Origin of the sequence: Serratia sp. JSRIV004 (assembly GCF_019968705.1) — a bacterium.
GTDB classification, from domain to species: domain Bacteria; phylum Pseudomonadota; class Gammaproteobacteria; order Enterobacterales; family Enterobacteriaceae; genus Chania; species Chania fonticola_B.
The window spans coordinates 910,997-926,174 of the sequence record NZ_CP074140.1 but is presented as its reverse complement, the minus strand read 5'-3'; the positions used below and the strand labels follow the sequence as shown (position 1 = coordinate 926,174).

The 15,178-nt window shown below is 55.2% G+C and carries 17 protein-coding genes; 11 read left to right on the top strand and 6 right to left on the bottom strand.

The window, feature by feature from the left end; all coding sequences use genetic code 11:
- Positions 1-18: 18 nt before the first annotated feature.
- From KGP21_RS04370 to ettA, 9 genes are read left to right on the top strand one after another with little or no spacing between them, the layout of a single operon-like run.
- A complete protein-coding gene (locus tag KGP21_RS04370; protein ID WP_223537305.1) occupies positions 19-552 on the top strand; it encodes an HD family hydrolase in 534 nt (177 codons plus the stop codon).
- Positions 552-728: a DUF1482 family protein gene (locus tag KGP21_RS04365; RefSeq protein ID WP_223537302.1), complete on the top strand. Its 177-nt coding sequence runs from the start codon at positions 552-554 to the stop codon at positions 726-728. The genes KGP21_RS04370 and KGP21_RS04365 overlap by 1 nt, the downstream gene beginning before the upstream one ends.
- Positions 725-1,243, top strand: coding sequence for a hypothetical protein (locus KGP21_RS04360; RefSeq protein ID WP_223537299.1), 519 nt, complete (start codon positions 725-727; stop codon positions 1,241-1,243). Before KGP21_RS04365 ends, KGP21_RS04360 begins: the two co-directional genes overlap by 4 nt.
- Positions 1,243-1,932, top strand: coding sequence for a hypothetical protein (locus KGP21_RS04355; RefSeq protein ID WP_223537296.1), 690 nt, complete (start codon positions 1,243-1,245; stop codon positions 1,930-1,932). Before KGP21_RS04360 ends, KGP21_RS04355 begins: the two co-directional genes overlap by 1 nt.
- Positions 1,907-2,143 (top strand): hypothetical protein, encoded by a 237-nt coding sequence (locus tag KGP21_RS04350; RefSeq protein WP_065683629.1) that lies wholly within the window; start codon positions 1,907-1,909, stop codon positions 2,141-2,143. Before KGP21_RS04355 ends, KGP21_RS04350 begins: the two co-directional genes overlap by 26 nt.
- Complete coding sequence (locus KGP21_RS04345; RefSeq protein ID WP_209552372.1) at positions 2,136-2,708, top strand: 3'-5' exonuclease; 573 nt, start codon at positions 2,136-2,138, stop codon at positions 2,706-2,708. The genes KGP21_RS04350 and KGP21_RS04345 overlap by 8 nt, the downstream gene beginning before the upstream one ends.
- 53 nt (positions 2,709-2,761) lie before the next feature.
- Positions 2,762-3,034, top strand: a complete 273-nt coding sequence (gene xisR, locus KGP21_RS04340) for an excisionase family protein (protein ID WP_223537294.1) — start codon at positions 2,762-2,764, stop codon at positions 3,032-3,034.
- Positions 3,035-3,047: 13 nt separating this feature from the next.
- On the top strand, positions 3,048-4,340 hold the full coding sequence (locus KGP21_RS04335) for a site-specific integrase (RefSeq protein WP_223537291.1): 1,293 nt from the start codon (positions 3,048-3,050) through the stop codon (positions 4,338-4,340).
- A gap of 29 nt (positions 4,341-4,369) precedes the next feature.
- The gene (ettA, locus tag KGP21_RS04330; protein ID WP_021179229.1) at positions 4,370-6,037 is read left to right on the top strand and encodes an energy-dependent translational throttle protein EttA; all 1,668 of its coding nucleotides are present in this window, start codon (positions 4,370-4,372) and stop codon (positions 6,035-6,037) included.
- Positions 6,038-6,088: 51 nt separating this feature from the next.
- Here ettA and KGP21_RS04325 read toward each other — a convergent pair whose 3' ends face one another.
- Entirely contained in the window at positions 6,089-6,997 is a 909-nt protein-coding gene (locus KGP21_RS04325) for a LysR family transcriptional regulator (protein ID WP_223537289.1), read from the bottom strand.
- Between the two features lie 100 nt (positions 6,998-7,097).
- Between KGP21_RS04325 and KGP21_RS04320 the strand changes: the two genes are divergently transcribed.
- Positions 7,098-8,099, top strand: a complete 1,002-nt coding sequence (locus KGP21_RS04320; RefSeq protein WP_021179227.1) for a zinc-binding alcohol dehydrogenase family protein — start codon at positions 7,098-7,100, stop codon at positions 8,097-8,099.
- Positions 8,100-8,383: 284 nt separating this feature from the next.
- Here KGP21_RS04320 and nadR read toward each other — a convergent pair whose 3' ends face one another.
- From nadR to serB, 3 genes are read right to left on the bottom strand one after another with little or no spacing between them, the layout of a single operon-like run.
- On the bottom strand, positions 8,384-9,634 hold the full coding sequence (gene nadR, locus KGP21_RS04315) for a multifunctional transcriptional regulator/nicotinamide-nucleotide adenylyltransferase/ribosylnicotinamide kinase NadR (protein ID WP_074028452.1): 1,251 nt from the start codon (positions 9,632-9,634) through the stop codon (positions 8,384-8,386).
- A gap of 57 nt (positions 9,635-9,691) precedes the next feature.
- Positions 9,692-11,080, bottom strand: a complete 1,389-nt coding sequence (gene radA, locus KGP21_RS04310; RefSeq protein ID WP_021808023.1) for a DNA repair protein RadA — start codon at positions 11,078-11,080, stop codon at positions 9,692-9,694.
- A 3-nt stretch (positions 11,081-11,083) separates the two neighbouring features.
- Complete coding sequence (gene serB / locus KGP21_RS04305) at positions 11,084-12,061, bottom strand: phosphoserine phosphatase (RefSeq protein ID WP_021808022.1); 978 nt, start codon at positions 12,059-12,061, stop codon at positions 11,084-11,086.
- A 200-nt stretch (positions 12,062-12,261) separates the two neighbouring features.
- On the opposite strand from serB, the gene KGP21_RS04300 reads away from it, so the two are divergent.
- Positions 12,262-12,948, top strand: a complete 687-nt coding sequence (locus KGP21_RS04300; protein ID WP_021179224.1) for a YtjB family periplasmic protein — start codon at positions 12,262-12,264, stop codon at positions 12,946-12,948.
- On the opposite strand, the gene yjjJ is transcribed toward KGP21_RS04300, so the two are convergent.
- Positions 12,945-14,288, bottom strand: coding sequence for a type II toxin-antitoxin system HipA family toxin YjjJ (gene yjjJ, locus KGP21_RS04295; protein ID WP_223537287.1), 1,344 nt, complete (start codon positions 14,286-14,288; stop codon positions 12,945-12,947). The genes KGP21_RS04300 and yjjJ overlap by 4 nt on opposite strands.
- 136 nt (positions 14,289-14,424) lie before the next feature.
- Positions 14,425-15,156, bottom strand: coding sequence for a purine-nucleoside phosphorylase (gene deoD / locus KGP21_RS04290; protein WP_021179222.1), 732 nt, complete (start codon positions 15,154-15,156; stop codon positions 14,425-14,427).
- Between the last annotated feature and the right edge of the window lie 22 nt (positions 15,157-15,178).

Here is a 15,178-nt window from a genome sequence, read left to right as displayed (position 1 = left end):
CCGTGTGGGGAAATATATATGTCATGGATTCAAACATTCACCGGCAAGCGTTTTAATTATGCCAAACCAACTGTTGAAAGTATTTGCATTGAAGATATTGCACAAGCTTTATCGCATGAATGCCGTTTTGCCGGTCACCTGCCTGAATTCTATAGCGTGGCACAGCATTGCGTTTTGGTTAACCAGATCGTGCCGGGTGAGTTTGCGCTGGAAGCCTTATTGCATGATGCTCATGAGGCCTATTGCAAAGATATTCCATCGCCACTGAAGAAGCTTATTCCGGATTACCGCGGGATTGAAAACAGTATTGATTTCGTGATCCGCCATAAGTTCGGACTACCTCCGCCCCATAGCCAAGCAGTCAAGCATGCCGATCTGGTCCTGCTGGCGACCGAGCGCCGGGATCTTGATATCGATGACGCCGAGCCGTGGCCGATGCTTGCAGGCATCGCACCTTCGGACGTGATCCTGGTACGCCCTGTTAATCCGCTACAGGCCCGCACCATGTTTATGCAGCGGTTCCTGCAGCTCTCCGGCGTAAGGGGGTCCTGATGTTCGGTCTATTCCTCCTCGTCTGCTACACCTACCAGCCTTGCGATTATGTCCCACAGGGCTGGGTGTACCCGGATCGCTCCAACTGCCTGGCGGATATCCACCAGCAGCAGTTACCACCCCAGTATGAATGCTTGCCAGTTGAAGCCGTTATACCGGCCAAGGAAAAATCATGAAAAAAATTATCACAGCAATGGAGCCGCAGCGCGATCAGTGCGGCTACTGGACCCACCCTGATTTCTTCGAACCGGCAGACGGCAGAGAGTACAGCTATCCCGGCGAATTTGCAGCGTGGCTAGATGCTAATCGCGTTACCGGCCTTCTTCAGTGGATGGAAAACGATGTCACTGATGAGCAGTTGGAAGCCCTGGAAGCCGGTGATGGCGATATCAGCAAGTGGATCCCAACCCCACCAGCAGGTGAAGGCTGGTTTATCGGCTCTATCCACGACACGGAAGATGGCCCGGTATGTTACTGGCTTCGCCCCGTTGAGGGGGAACCTACTGCCCTGGCAGACCTTATCAGCAGATGCCACGTTGAGGCGCTGAAAATCGAGTTACTCCGCCTGCACCGGGAATGCACAAAGGCAGCTCACGCTTATTTCTGCGCCTGCGATCTGGGAGAGGAACGTGTAGCGGCGGGTGAAATGTATCAGCAAATCAGGCTGGCAACTCGGCGTGGGGGTTACTGATGAGCATGAAAAGTGAAGGAGACACTATTACTTGTGATTGTGGCTTTTCGTTCCAGCGCGGCCAGAGCGGCAAGCACGAATGTGCCGACGGTCTGCGGGCTAAATTAGCTGCTGCAGTACGTCGAGAAGAGAGCCTGAAGGCCAGCGTCGATGTTTTGGGGCGGCGTATAGCAGAGCTTGAGCAGCCAGCACCAATTGCACCGGATGATTATTTTTCGTCATTGGTGGTAGAGGCTCGACTGTCTGCCGATAAGGCCATGAAGAAGCACCCGCAGCCAAACTATGTGCTGCTGAAAGTGGCCGAGGAAGCCGGGGAAGTGGTACAGGCTAGCGTTCATTTTGCCGAAAATCGCATGAGTTGGGATCAGGTGGAAGGCGAAATTGTGCAACTAATGGCGATGCTTATCAGGCTGGTAACTGAGGGCGATCAGGTGAACGGTATTACTCCTCCTGACGCCTGTCGCGCCACAATGCCAGCTGAACCTGTAAGCCAGGGTTACACGTTGAACTCTCCGGTAATTCCGGATGGTTGGAAGCTGGTACCGAACGAACCGACGACAAAACAGTGGGCAGCTGGACATAGGGCCATGGAGGGAGGGGTCGATAAAGTCACCCTCGCATATAGAGCGATGGTAGAAGTTGCACCGCCCCCAGGAGACCCAGATGACAGCCACGCCGCAGCTACCTGATACGGCCATTGTGGATGACCTGATCGGCACGCTGGCTAAGTACGGCTGGAACGTCGACCGACGGTCGCTGAGTCCAATACTGGTGGTGATCCTTACTCAGAATAAAGCACATAGTGAAGTGGCCAAGATGTGCACCCATTACTTAGAAGACCCAGAGCGCCTGCTGATTGAGCGGGCCATGGATAACAAGAAGGCAAACGTTAATGAATAACTTGATGGTAGACCTGGAAACCATGGGCAATAAGCCCAACGCACCAATCGTGGCGATCGGTGCCGTATTCTTTGAGCCAACCACCGGTGAACTTGGCCAGCAGTTCTATACCGCAGTGAATCTTGCTAGCGATATGGCGGCTGGTGCCGTTCCTAGTGGGGATACCATTAACTGGTGGCTGATGCAGAGCAGTGAGGCCCGGGCGGCGATCACCACCGATGCCGCAGTAACCATTAACGTGGCCATCTGCGAACTCAGTGCTTTCGTTCGCCAGCACGGTGAAGATCCAAAATATCTCAAAGTGTGGGGGAATGGGGCCTCTTTCGATAACGTAATCCTTCGCAGTGCTTATGAGCGCTGTGGCTTGCCGCCATGCTGGAACTGGTTCAACGACCTGGACGTTCGTACCATTGTAAATCTCGGCCGGCTGATTGGGTTTGACCCAAAACGTGATCTCCCGTTCAACGGTGATCGACATAACGCATTGGCCGATGCAATTCACCAGGCGCAGTACGTTTCAGCCATCCACCAGCGGTTATTGTCACCCCACCAGCAAGATCTGTAATTTTTGGCGGCCCGTTGCAGCGGGCCTAATCTGTAACTATGTGGAGAAATACTATGGCGGCTCTCGAGTTATCAGCCTTACAAAGCATGAGCGCAATAATCGTCCAGCCTAACGACTGGGTGACCAAAGAGCATTTGATGCTAGTTACCGGTCTTACGGATGGGAAAATACGTGCTTACCGTCGTAAAGGTGCCTGGCGGCAGGGGAAGGAATGGATCCTGGTATCAACCGATGGCTGTAACAAGCCCAACAGTGACACCATGTACCACCTTCCCACAATCAATGCCTGGTTTACAAGCCAGCGTGGCCACCAGCCGACGGAATGAATAAGGCTATGTCATGGAGAAGAAAAAAAGTTATCCCACCGGGGTGGAGAGCCACGGTGGTTTCCTTCGCATCTGGTTTATCTTTAACGGGAAACGCCGTAGGGAATCACTGGGGATCCCTGACACACCAAGGAACCGGAAATCGGCGGGAGAAATGCGCCAAGCGGTTTGTTTCGCGATCCGTTCTGGAAGCTTTGATTATGCCAAACAATTCCCACAATCAGCTGCGGTTTCCGAAGGAAAAGGTGCAAGCAAGGATCTGACGGTTTCCGAACTGTTCTCCCGTTACCTCTCAATAAAAGTGCCTGAGCTATCCCTCAATACTCAGCGCCGGTACCAGGTTAAGTTGGAAACATGCAGCCAGATTATCGGGAAGAATCGACTGGCTAGGACGCTCACACAAGAGGATTTGTTGCTGCTGAGAAACGAGCTGCTGACCGGCTTGCAAAGGCCGCGGCGCAATCGTAAAACGGTAACCAAAGGCCGCAGCGTGGCCACTGTTAATGACTACCTGACCTGCACCAAAGGCGCGATCAAGTTTGGGTATGACAATGGCTATATTGATGCGGATCCCGGGATTGCCGTCAACAAGTTGAAACGCTCGAAGGTGCGCCCTGATCCACTATCGCAGGATGAATTTGCCAGGCTAATCGGCGCATGCCGCAATGAACAATCAGTGAACATGTGGACATTGGCCGTTTATACGGGGCTGCGCCACGGAGAAATAGCCGCGCTGGCGTGGGAGGATATCGATCTGCAGGCAGGAACGCTGACAGTGCGCCGCAACTGGACCTCGGTTAAGCAATACACCTTACCGAAAACACAAGCCGGTACCGACCGCGTGATATTCCTCATGCAGCCGGTGCTGGATGCACTGAAAAGGCAGCAGGCGTTAACCAGGTTGATGCCGCAGATCACCGTAGACGTGATGTTAAGGGAGGTGGGGAAGAGGCGGGAAGACGCATGCACCTTCGTTTTTAAGCCGGGAATAAACTCACACGGCATTGTCGGAGATCGCTATACCGTCACATCGATCAGTGATAACTGGGATAAAGCTTTGAAACGGGCTAAACTTCGGCATCGTAAAGCGTACCAGTCGCGCCATACTTTTGCGTGCTGGTCATTGTCCGCCGGGGCGAATCCTGCGTTTATTGCAACGCAGATGGGGCATACCTCGGCGCAGATGCTGTTTAACGTGTACGGCGACTGGATACCAGATCACAATACTGACCAGTTGGCACTGTTAAATTCAAAGTTAAGCAAAAATGCCCCATACATGCCCCATAACAAGAGTGGGACATCATAAACACTAGTAACCAAGAGGCTTAGAGCAACGTGGCTCAATACGTCTATACCATGCACCGCGTCGGCAAAGTAGTTCCGCCGAAGCGTCATATTCTGAAAAACATTTCCCTGAGTTTCTTCCCTGGGGCCAAAATTGGCGTACTGGGCCTGAACGGTTCCGGTAAGTCTACCCTGCTGCGCATTATGGCCGGCATCGATACCGATATCGAAGGGGAAGCTCGCCCGCAGCCGGGCATCAAGATCGGCTATCTGCCGCAGGAACCGCAGCTCAATATGGAGCACAGCGTCCGCGAGTCGGTTGAAGAAGCGATGGCAGAAGTGGTCGGTGCCCTCAAGCGCCTTGATGAAGTGTACGCCCTGTACGCTGAAGAAGGGGCCGACTTCGACAAGCTGGCCGCTGAGCAGGGCCGCCTGGAAGAGATCATTCAGGCTCACGATGGTCACAACCTCAACACCCAGCTGGAGCGCGCCGCCGATGCACTGCGCCTGCCGGAGTGGGACGCAAAAATCGCCAACCTTTCCGGTGGTGAGCGCCGCCGCGTAGCGCTGTGCCGCCTGCTGCTGGAAAAACCAGACATGCTGCTGCTGGACGAACCGACCAACCACCTGGATGCCGAATCCGTGGCCTGGCTGGAACGCTTCCTGCACGACTTCGAAGGCACCGTAGTGGCGATCACCCACGACCGTTACTTCCTCGATAACGTGGCTGGCTGGATCCTGGAGCTGGACCGTGGCGAAGGTATTCCGTGGGAAGGTAACTACTCTTCCTGGCTGGAGCAGAAAGACGCTCGTCTGGCGCAAGAAGCCTCAACCGAAGCCGCTCGCCGCAAGTCGATCGAGAAAGAGCTGGAGTGGGTGCGTCAAGGTGCCAAAGGCCGTCAGTCCAAGGGCAAGGCCCGCCTGGCACGCTTTGAAGAACTTAACAGCACCGAATATCAGAAACGTAACGAAACCAACGAACTGTTTATCCCACCTGGCACCCGCCTGGGCGATAAAGTGGTTGAAGTTAACAATCTGCGTAAATCCTACGGCGACCGCCTGCTGATCGAAGATCTCACCTTCGCGGTCCCTAAGGGTGCCATCGTTGGCATCATCGGCCCGAACGGCGCGGGTAAATCCACACTGTTCCGTATGATGTCCGGCCAGGAACAACCTGATTCCGGCAGCATCGTGCTGGGCGATACCGTCAAGCTGGCCTCGGTCGATCAGTTCCGCGACAGCATGGATAACTCCAAAACCGTGTGGGAAGAAGTTTCCGGCGGCCAGGACATCATGCGCGTGGGCAACACCGAAATGCCAAGCCGTGCCTACGTTGGCCGCTTTAACTTCAAGGGCGTCGATCAAGGCAAACGCGTGGGCGAACTGTCTGGCGGTGAACGTGGCCGTCTGCATCTGGCCAAGCTGCTGCAGGTTGGCGGCAACGTACTGCTGCTCGACGAACCCACCAACGACCTGGATATCGAAACCCTGCGCGCGCTAGAAAACGCCCTGCTGGAGTTCCCGGGCTGTGCGATGGTGATCTCGCACGACCGTTGGTTCCTCGACCGTATTGCCACCCACATTCTGGACTATCAGGATGAAGGCAAGGTAGAGTTCTTCGAAGGCAACTTTACCGAATACGAAGAGTACAAAAAACGTACTCTGGGTGCCGATGCACTGGAACCTCGCCGTATCAAGTACAAGAAAGTCACCAAGTAACATCCGGTTGGCTATCTATGCTCTCAAGCCCGCATTCTGCGGGCTTTTTGTTTATCCCCAATCCAGCGCCTGCGCATAATCCACAAAGACCGGATGCTGGATCACGACATCGATAAAACAGGCTAGCGCCGGGGAATTAAGCTTACGGCTCGGGTAAACCAGATACAGTTCATTCCCTTCGGCCTGCCACTGCGGCAACACTTCCACCAACTGCTTTTGCGCGACCACTTCGCGGCTGAGAAACGCGGGCAACAGTGTAATGCCCGCCCCCAAAATGGCACATTCGCGCGCATATAACAGATTATCTGTGGTATGCCGCAGCGGCAATTGCCAACGGTAGTACTCCTCACCCCGGCGCAATATCCAGGCGGGCCAGGCGCGGTGAGCGATGCAAAGATGCTGCTGCAACTGCTGCGGATGCAGCAATGGCGGATGTTGGGCCAGATACTCCGGTGCAGCCAACAAATAACGGGGAGCATGCCCCAGACGGCGGCCAATCAACGAGGAATCCTGCGGCCTGCCGGTACGCAATGCCGCATCAAAGCTCTCCTGCACCATATCCACCATGGCATCCGACACTGACACTTCCAACGAGACATCCGGATATTGGCGCTGAAAATCTGCCGCCAGACGCGGAAGCAACGTCGCCCCCAGCCCGGCTGGTGTGGAGATGCGTAGACGGCCACTGGGGTTATCGCGTAAGCGCTGCAAGGCCAGATCGGCCCGTTCGGCAGCAGAGAGCATCTCCTGGCAATGTTCAAGATAGCGCTCACCGGCAAAGGTCAAATTTAACTGCCGGGTGGTGCGGTTGAGCAAGCGCAGACCGAGCTTTTGTTCCAACTGGCTGACACGCTGGCTGACGCTGGATTTAGGCAGCCCGGCCCGTTTGGCTGCCGCAGTAAAACTGCCGCACTCCGCCACCAGCGCAAACAACGCCATATCCTGCAACTGCTTGAACATAATTGTTCACCTCAGACGAACACTTAGTTAGTTATTGTCCATCTTATCACTCTACTCCTCAGGGTCTACACTGGAACTATTCATGCGAAGGAGCACAATTATGTTAATCAAAGCCATTGCCGTCGATCCGAAAAATCCAGCCGGTTTTATCGAGATCGCTCCAGAAAAACCCGCACCGGGTCAATACGATCTGCTGGTGGAAGTGAAAGCCGTTTCCGTTAACCCGGTCGATACCAAGGTTCATGCTGGCCTGCAAAAGAAGGGTTTGCAGCAGCCACGTATTCTCGGCTGGGATGCCAGCGGCGTGGTGCTCGAAGTGGGCAGCAGCGTTAGCGGGTTCAAACCCGGCGATGAGGTGTGGTATGCCGGGGATATTACCCGTCCGGGCAGCAACAGCACCCATCAGCTGATTGACTCACGTATCGTGGCACATAAACCGGCCAGCCTGGACTGGGCGCAAGCCGCCGCGATGCCGCTGACCGCGCTTACCGCGTGGGAAGCCCTGTTTGAACACCTGAATATTCAGCATGCGGCTGCCGGTAAAACGCTATTGATCATCGGCGGAGCCGGTGGCGTCGGCTCGCTGGCGATCCCCCTGGCGGCACAGCGTAGCAAGGTGAAAGTCATCGCTACGGCCTCTCGCCCGGAATCGGCCGCCTGGTGCCGCGAACGGGGTGCTGAACTGGTGGTGGATTACCGCGATCTGAAAGGCAACCTGGCTAAGGAAGGGATTGAGAGCGTGGATTATATCCTGTGCCTGAACGATACCGACGGCCACTGGCAAGCCATCAGCGATTTGATCGCCCCACTCGGCCATATCTGCACCATCGTTGAGAACAGCCAACCGCTGGATCAAAATGCGTTGAAGCTGAAAAGTGCGGCGCTGCATTGGGAATTCATGTTCACCCGCAGCATGTTCACCACGCCGGATATTGCCCAGCAAGGGGAGATCCTCAAACAGGTGGCACAATTGCTCGATGAGGGTAAATTGACCACCACGCTGAGCGAAACGCTACAGGGGCTGACGGTGGATACGTTGACCGCCGCGCATGCCAAGCTGTTGGATGGGCATATGCAGGGCAAGCTGGTGATAACTTACTAAGTTAGTGGAAAGGTCGATTTATCAGGTATTAATAAATTGCTATATACATGATATTTAAGCGATGGCCCCCTCACCCCAACCCTCTCCCACAGGGAGAGGGAGCTGATAGCCTCTGCTCGTTTGGAAGTGAAGAGAACATCTTGGCAAACTCGATCGCCTCCCCATCAAAGGTGAGTCACGACAATTTCAAACACACTCGATCGGTTCCCTCTCCCTGTGGGAGAGGGTTAGGGTGAGGGGCACTACATCGCCACTACATCGACATTTACCAGCCTAAAACGTCCCTAAAACTTCACCAAGCGGCTGGCATCCGCCGCCAGCAGTTGCTGCACCAGCTCGACACAGCGCAAGAAACGCTCCTCGTAATCGCTCGACTCTACGTGAGCATATTCGATGTTATTGGCGTGCAGCATCTCTTCCAACAAATATTGAAACGCCTTGCGATCGACCGGGCTACCCAGGCTGCGCAAGCCGTCGGCCACCCAAGGGGTATTGTTCTCCAGCAGGATCACCAGATCGAAACGGTATTCGTCGATCAACGCCTGAACGAACGGGTGCTCCCGCCCTTCATACTTTTTACAGAACGCCTGCGTGGTGACAAAGTCGGTGTCGATAAACGCCACTTTATTGGCGTATTTCACCGCAAAATCCACGTACTGGGCCTGCCCAAGCGCGATCTTGTCATAGTCGGAATACTGCAACGCCATCTCGTCACCCCCGAGGTGGGAGAAGACGTAGTCACGGCCATATTCCCAGGCGCTGGTGGTGTTGAAGATGTTCGCCAGCTTGTTGACCAGCGTTGACTTACCGCTGGATTCGCCGCCCAGGATCGCCACCGTACGAACAAAGAACGGCTTCACTTCAGTGGGGATATAGTCCCAATAGCGGAACGGATCCTGACGGATCTGACTGCCGCTGATATTCATAAAGGAACGTTCAGGATCAACCAGGATGGTTTCAATCCCCAAGTGTTCACGGTAACGGGGAGCATCAAGTTCTTCGCTGGAATAGATATAGCTCGGGACGATGCCCTTTTGCTCCATAAAGCTCTTCACGCCGTTGCTCCACACGTCCCAGCCGTGCGGGTAAGGTTCGATGCCCTTTTCGTCGAAAGAGTGAATATGGATATTTTTCTGGTATTTAAAGGTCTGCAACAGCCAGCGCAGACGATCGCTGACCGTCGGCTGCTGTGACATGGAGCTGTTCTCGAACAGCAACAGATCGCGCGGTTCATCGTGGCACAGGATCACATGCAGCTCGTCAACCTGGCTACAGGCGCGCTGGATCAGATAGATATGGCCGGTATGCAGCGGGTAAAATTTACCAAACACCACGCCGACTTTCTTCTCCCGACGCGGGAATTCCAGCCCCAGGAAACGGTGCAGGGCCTCCAGCTTCTGCGCGCTCGGGCTTTTGATTTTGTCATTCAACAGCTGGCTGAGGTAGCCTTTAGTCATGCTACTGGCATCAGCTACCTGCTGTAAGGTACATCCCTGTTGCTTAATCGCTGCCTTGAGGTAATCGAACTGCCGCATAAACCCTCCCGTTTATTATGCTAAACAAAATAGCATATTCCGCGCAGCGGGCGGCAATTAATAAAACTGTTCCAGCACGTCCAGCGCATCCGCCAGCTTCTTGACGCCGAATACCTGCATATTGGCCGGTGGTTTCTTCGGCACGTTGGCATGTGGCACGATCGCCCGCTTGAAACCGTGTTTGGCCGCTTCGGAAATACGCTCCTGGCCGCTAGGCACCGGGCGGATTTCCCCTGCCAGCCCCACTTCGCCAAACACCACCAGATCGTTAGGCAATGGGCGGTCGCGCAGGCTGGAGACCAACGCCAACAGCAATGCCAGATCGGCACTGGTTTCGCTAACCTTGACGCCGCCCACCACGTTGACAAAAACGTCTTGGTCGGACATCTGCAAGCCACCGTGACGATGCAACACTGCCAGCAAGATTGCCAAACGATTCTGTTCAAGGCCCACGGCAACACGGCGTGGGTTAGACATCATCGAGTGATCGACCAGCGCCTGGATCTCAACCAGCAGTGGCCTGGTACCTTCCCAGACCACCATCACCGAACTGCCGGAAGTCACTTCATCACCCCGGCTGAGGAAGATCGCGGAAGGGTTACTCACCTCACGCAGCCCCTGCTCGGTCATGGCGAACACGCCCAGCTCGTTGACCGCACCAAAACGGTTTTTATGGCTGCGCAGCGTACGGAAACGGGAATCGGCATCGCCATCCAACAACACCGAACAGTCGATACAGTGTTCGAGGACTTTCGGCCCGGCCAGCGAGCCATCTTTGGTGACGTGACCAACCATCACGATCGCCACGCCGCGAGTTTTAGCAAAGCGGGTGAGATAGGCCGCCGTTTCGCGCACCTGCGCCACGCTGCCTGGCGATGACTGGATATCCGCCATATGCATGACCTGGATCGAGTCGATCACCATCAGCCGTGGTTGCTCCTGCTCGGCGATCAGGCAGATCTGCTCGATACTGGTTTCCGACAGCATGTTAAGGCCGCCGGTGGGCAACCCAAGACGATGGGCACGCATCGCGACCTGTTGCAGCGACTCTTCACCGGTGACGTACAGGGTTTTCATCTGCTCGGCGAGTTTGCACAGCACCTGCAACAGCAGCGTACTTTTCCCCGCGCCGGGGTTACCGCCGATCAGGATCGCACTGCCCGGCACCACGCCGCCGCCCAGTACGCGGTCAAATTCCAGAAAGCCGGTAGAGAAACGCGGCAGCTCTTGCAGACTGATGTCCGAAAGCTTCTGCACCTTGCTGATACCGGCATCGCCCGCATAGCCGCTTAAACGCTCGCTACGAGCAGCGGAAGAGGAGACTGAAGCCAGGCGCACTTCTGTAATGGTGTTCCAGGCCTGACAGGCACTGCATTGCCCCTGCCAGCGCGGATAATCAGCGCCGCATTCATTACAGACAAATGCCCGCTTTACTGCTTTTGCCACAGCTTACCTCACATCGTGTTTCAAACTGCCGCAGAGCACACAGAGCACTCCCAGCAGATCAGCATGGCGGATCGAGACCTGCGCCTTCTCATAGACCTTAGGCTTCGCGTGATAGGCAATACCCAGCCCGGCCACCTGCATCATTTTCAAATCGTTGGCACCGTCGCCGATCGCTACGGTTTGCTGCGGTGGGATCCCCAGCTTCTCTGCCAGCGCCACCAAAGTATCGGCCTTGAACTGCGCATCCACGATCGGCCCCAGCACCTCGCCGGTCAGCTTACCGTCGCGGATCTCCAGTTCATTGGCGGCTACGGCCACCAGCTTGAGCTTGTCACGCAGGTACTCGGCATAATAGGTAAAGCCGCCGGAGGCAATGGCGACGTGCCAGTCGAGCGCCTGCAGCTTGCGCACCAGGCTGGTCAACCCAGGCATCAACGGCAATTCGTCACGCACCTGCTTGAGGATATTGGCATCAGCCCCTTTCAACGTACCCACGCGTTGGCGCAGGCTAGCGGTGAAATCGAGTTCGCCACGCATCGCGCGTTCGGTCACTTCACTGACCTGCTCGCCCACCCCGGCCAACTTGGCGATTTCGTCGATGCACTCAATCTGGATCGCCGTTGAGTCCATATCCATCACCAACAGGCCCGGCTTGCGCAGGTTAGGGATTTTGCCCAGTGGGGCAACGTCTAGTCCGCTTTCGTTCGCCAACAGTTTGGCGCGCGCAGTTAGCGTGCCCGCCAGGCGAACCACCTGATAATCTTCCACCGCCCAGGCCGTCACGATCACCATCGCGGCACCCAGCTTGCGCTGGAACTGAGTAATACGCTCTTTATCCAGTTCTCTGCCATATAGTAGCCAACCGGTGTGGCCCGCCCGATAGTCCAGCGGCATGACTTCGTCACCGCTCAACGAAAGAGGCAACCCCGGCCATTGAGAGATCTCAGCGGGGAGATCGCAATAGGTCAGACTATTTGGCATCCTTAACTCCTGAATAACACTGCATGATAAAACGACGCATCAAGCTATCCTATCGCCATTGCTTCTGGCAACATATTACCCTATGAATCTCTAGTTGGCCGCTCTAGCGCATCGCTGCGCTCGCGGTATTGGTACATCCCGGTACCGCACAGCCAGGTGGTCAATCGTGACTCCCGGATGACCGCCCTAAAGGAAGCCTAATGGCTAAAGCTAAACTGAAATTCCGCCTGCATCGCACCGCGATTATCCTGATTTGCCTGGCGTTGCTGGTGCTGTTGATGCAAGGTGCCTCCTATTTTAGCCTGAGCCACCAAATGGCGCGATCGGAACAGGTCGAAGAATTGGCACAAACCTTGACCAAGCAGGTGGCTTTTAGCCTGACTCCGCTGATGGATGGCGACAGCGACATAGACAATCAGCAGGTTGAGCGCATTCTCACGCAGTTGACCGATCACAGCCGTATTCTGGACGCCAGCGTCTATCAGTTGGACGGCACCCTGATCGCCCATTCCGGCGAGCAGATTAGCGTGCGCGATCGCCTGGCGCTGGATGGCAAACGCGCGGGTAGCTACTTCAACCACCAACTTGTCGAGTCAATCCAGGGCAAAGATGGCCCGCTGGGCTTTATCCGCGTAACGCTGGATACTCACGTGCTGGCCACCGAATCCAAACAGGTGGATAACACCACCAACCTGCTGCGCCTGATGATCCTGCTGGCGCTGGCCATCGGCATTATTTTGGCCCGTACCCTGTTGCAAGGCCGCCGCAGCCGCTGGCAGCAGTCGCCTTACCTGCTAACCGCCAACACGCCGCTGGCAGAAGGTAACACGGTAGATGATGGTGATGACGAGAAACCGGCAGAGCAGGAAGAGACAAAGAAAGATTAAGCCAAGCGCTGAATACGATCGTTCAGCGTCTGAAGCTGTACCCGCATTTGAGCAGCAATGGCCCGGAACGATTCGCTGATCTGCGGATGTTGTGCCGTACGCTGCCAGAATTCAACCGCCATCAACTCGGCCTGCCGCCAAATGGGGCCGTTGACCTCATTGCCCAATCTGATTTCCACCGCTGTTTTTCGCATATTACCGCTATTGGCAGGGGCAAACGCCATCGGCAACATGTCATACAACGGAGCCAATACCATCGGCCACTGCTCCGTACGCAGGAACGATAGATTCCCCTGGTGCATATCGCTATTGGCGATCAGCCTGCCAAATGCCCAATATAGACCGATTTTTTTCCAGGTTTGATGATCGATGATCCCCTGCTGCAATAGCTTTTCCGCTGCGGTGACCCAGTTAGCCCCGCCGCTGCCGCTAAACTCGGCATCCAACGCTTCCAGTGAAACCAGAGCGACTCTCCCATGTTCACCAATACGATCAAACCGTTCGATCTCCAAAAAACACTGTTGGTTATCGCCAAACAGCACCTTTGTCGGTGCGGAACACAACCCGGCCTCTGCAACCACTTGCAATGCCAATGACTCTGCGATTAGCAAATCGCTCCAGCGTTGCGCAATGGCGTTGTCCGGTACCGTACTGAACTTCACCAACACATGACTTCGGCGACCTCCCGACAGTTCGGCATAGGCACTAAACTTGGGCTGCTCGCCACCGGCAGAAGAACCAATCAGTTCCCCCGCTAATGCGCGTGTAGACAGCGTAGCGTAATGCTTGGCCTTGCCCGCCATCGGTACCGGGATTTCAGCCGCACGCGTTAACCAACGCTGATAACTCTCTGCGCCTGGCAACAGATCGCCACTCATATCCTCACCATAATGACAAAGCGCTACCAGGCGCTGTTCTTCATTCCATTGCAGAACGTCTTCCGGCAACTTTAGCTGCCGTGCAACGGCTTTCCCCCAGGCGCGGCCAAGAAAACCTACCGGGCGCAGATCGTTCAGATACCAAGGCAAACCATCATACAACTGCCACTTACCGCTTTGTTCATCGAACACCGCGCAGCTGTCTGCCGGATAGAGGGAATAGAGCGTGGCAAACAGATGCGCCTTACCCAGCTTATCGATTTGATACAGTGGGAAATTCGACTCACCAGCCACCTCCCGCCTGAGCGCATAACGCGTGGATCTGCCTTTGTCGATGACCAGAACCGATCTTGCCAAATCGCGGATACGGCGCGACAGCGTGGGTTGGCTGATCCCCAATGCGGCAGTCAGTTCCCGGGAAGAAGCGGGTCCATTACGCAGAATTTTTTCGACTGTGCTCATCGCTGAATAGATTAGTGAATAGATAGATGAATAGAGTAATAGCGCTAATTAGCGGAAAGGTAAAGAATTAGCTAGAAAGGTTGGTATAAGGGTGAATAGATAAAATGGGGCGCAGCGTGCTGCGCCCGCGAGGTCATTACGCTTTGTCGCCCAGCAGGACAGATTCCAGCGCGATAACGATCATCTCGTTAAAGGTGGTCTGACGCTCGGCAGCAGTGGTCTGCTCGTGACGCAGGATATGGTCGGAAACGGTGCAGATGGTCAACGCCGTGCTACCAAACTCTTCATACAGCTCTGCGGCCACGCCGTAGATGCCTGCCGCTTCCATCTCTACGCCCAGGATGCCGTACTTCTTCATCACCTGGAACATATCCGGATCTGGCGTGTAGAACAGATCGGCGGAGAAGATATTACCCACGCGTGCAGGGATGCCCTGAGCAGCCGCAGCGTCTACCGCATTACGCACCATGTCGAAATCCGCAATGGCCGCATAGTCGTGGCCTTTGAAGCGCATACGGTTAACCTGGGAATCGGTACAAGCCCCCATGCCGATCACCACATCACGCAGTTTGACGTCATCACGTACGGCGCCACAAGAGCCGACACGGATGATTTTCTTCACGCCAAACTCGGCAATCAGTTCACGCGCATAGATAGAGCAGGATGGGATGCCCATGCCGTGGCCCATTACCGAGATTTTACGACCTTTGTAGGTGCCGGTGAAACCCAACATGCCACGCACGTTGTTCACTTCCACTGCGCCTTCCAGGAAGGTTTCTGCGATATATTTTGCCCGCAGCGGATCCCCCGGCATCAGCACTACATCAGCGAAATCACCCATCTCAGCATTAATATGTGGCGTTGCCATAATCACTTCCCTCAATTCATTG

What these genes read in the sequence shown, in the direction of transcription:
- KGP21_RS04370 (WP_223537305.1), top strand. Translation starts at nt 19, where the DNA reads ATGTCATGGATTCAAACATTCACCGGCAAGCGTTTTAATTATGCCAAA.
- KGP21_RS04365 (WP_223537302.1), top strand. Translation starts at nt 552, where the DNA reads ATGTTCGGTCTATTCCTCCTCGTCTGCTACACCTACCAGCCTTGCGAT.
- KGP21_RS04360 (WP_223537299.1), top strand. Translation starts at nt 725, where the DNA reads ATGAAAAAAATTATCACAGCAATGGAGCCGCAGCGCGATCAGTGCGGC.
- KGP21_RS04355 (WP_223537296.1), top strand. Translation starts at nt 1,243, where the DNA reads ATGAGCATGAAAAGTGAAGGAGACACTATTACTTGTGATTGTGGCTTT.
- KGP21_RS04350 (WP_065683629.1), top strand. Translation starts at nt 1,907, where the DNA reads ATGACAGCCACGCCGCAGCTACCTGATACGGCCATTGTGGATGACCTG.
- KGP21_RS04345 (WP_209552372.1), top strand. Translation starts at nt 2,136, where the DNA reads ATGAATAACTTGATGGTAGACCTGGAAACCATGGGCAATAAGCCCAAC.
- xisR (WP_223537294.1), top strand. Translation starts at nt 2,762, where the DNA reads ATGGCGGCTCTCGAGTTATCAGCCTTACAAAGCATGAGCGCAATAATC.
- KGP21_RS04335 (WP_223537291.1), top strand. Translation starts at nt 3,048, where the DNA reads ATGGAGAAGAAAAAAAGTTATCCCACCGGGGTGGAGAGCCACGGTGGT.
- KGP21_RS04325 (WP_223537289.1), bottom strand. Translation starts at nt 6,997, where the DNA reads ATGTTCAAGCAGTTGCAGGATATGGCGTTGTTTGCGCTGGTGGCGGAG.
- KGP21_RS04320 (WP_021179227.1), top strand. Translation starts at nt 7,098, where the DNA reads ATGTTAATCAAAGCCATTGCCGTCGATCCGAAAAATCCAGCCGGTTTT.
- nadR (WP_074028452.1), bottom strand. Translation starts at nt 9,634, where the DNA reads ATGCGGCAGTTCGATTACCTCAAGGCAGCGATTAAGCAACAGGGATGT.
- serB (WP_021808022.1), bottom strand. Translation starts at nt 12,061, where the DNA reads ATGCCAAATAGTCTGACCTATTGCGATCTCCCCGCTGAGATCTCTCAA.
- KGP21_RS04300 (WP_021179224.1), top strand. Translation starts at nt 12,262, where the DNA reads ATGGCTAAAGCTAAACTGAAATTCCGCCTGCATCGCACCGCGATTATC.
- yjjJ (WP_223537287.1), bottom strand. Translation starts at nt 14,288, where the DNA reads ATGAGCACAGTCGAAAAAATTCTGCGTAATGGACCCGCTTCTTCCCGG.
- deoD (WP_021179222.1), bottom strand. Translation starts at nt 15,156, where the DNA reads ATGGCAACGCCACATATTAATGCTGAGATGGGTGATTTCGCTGATGTA.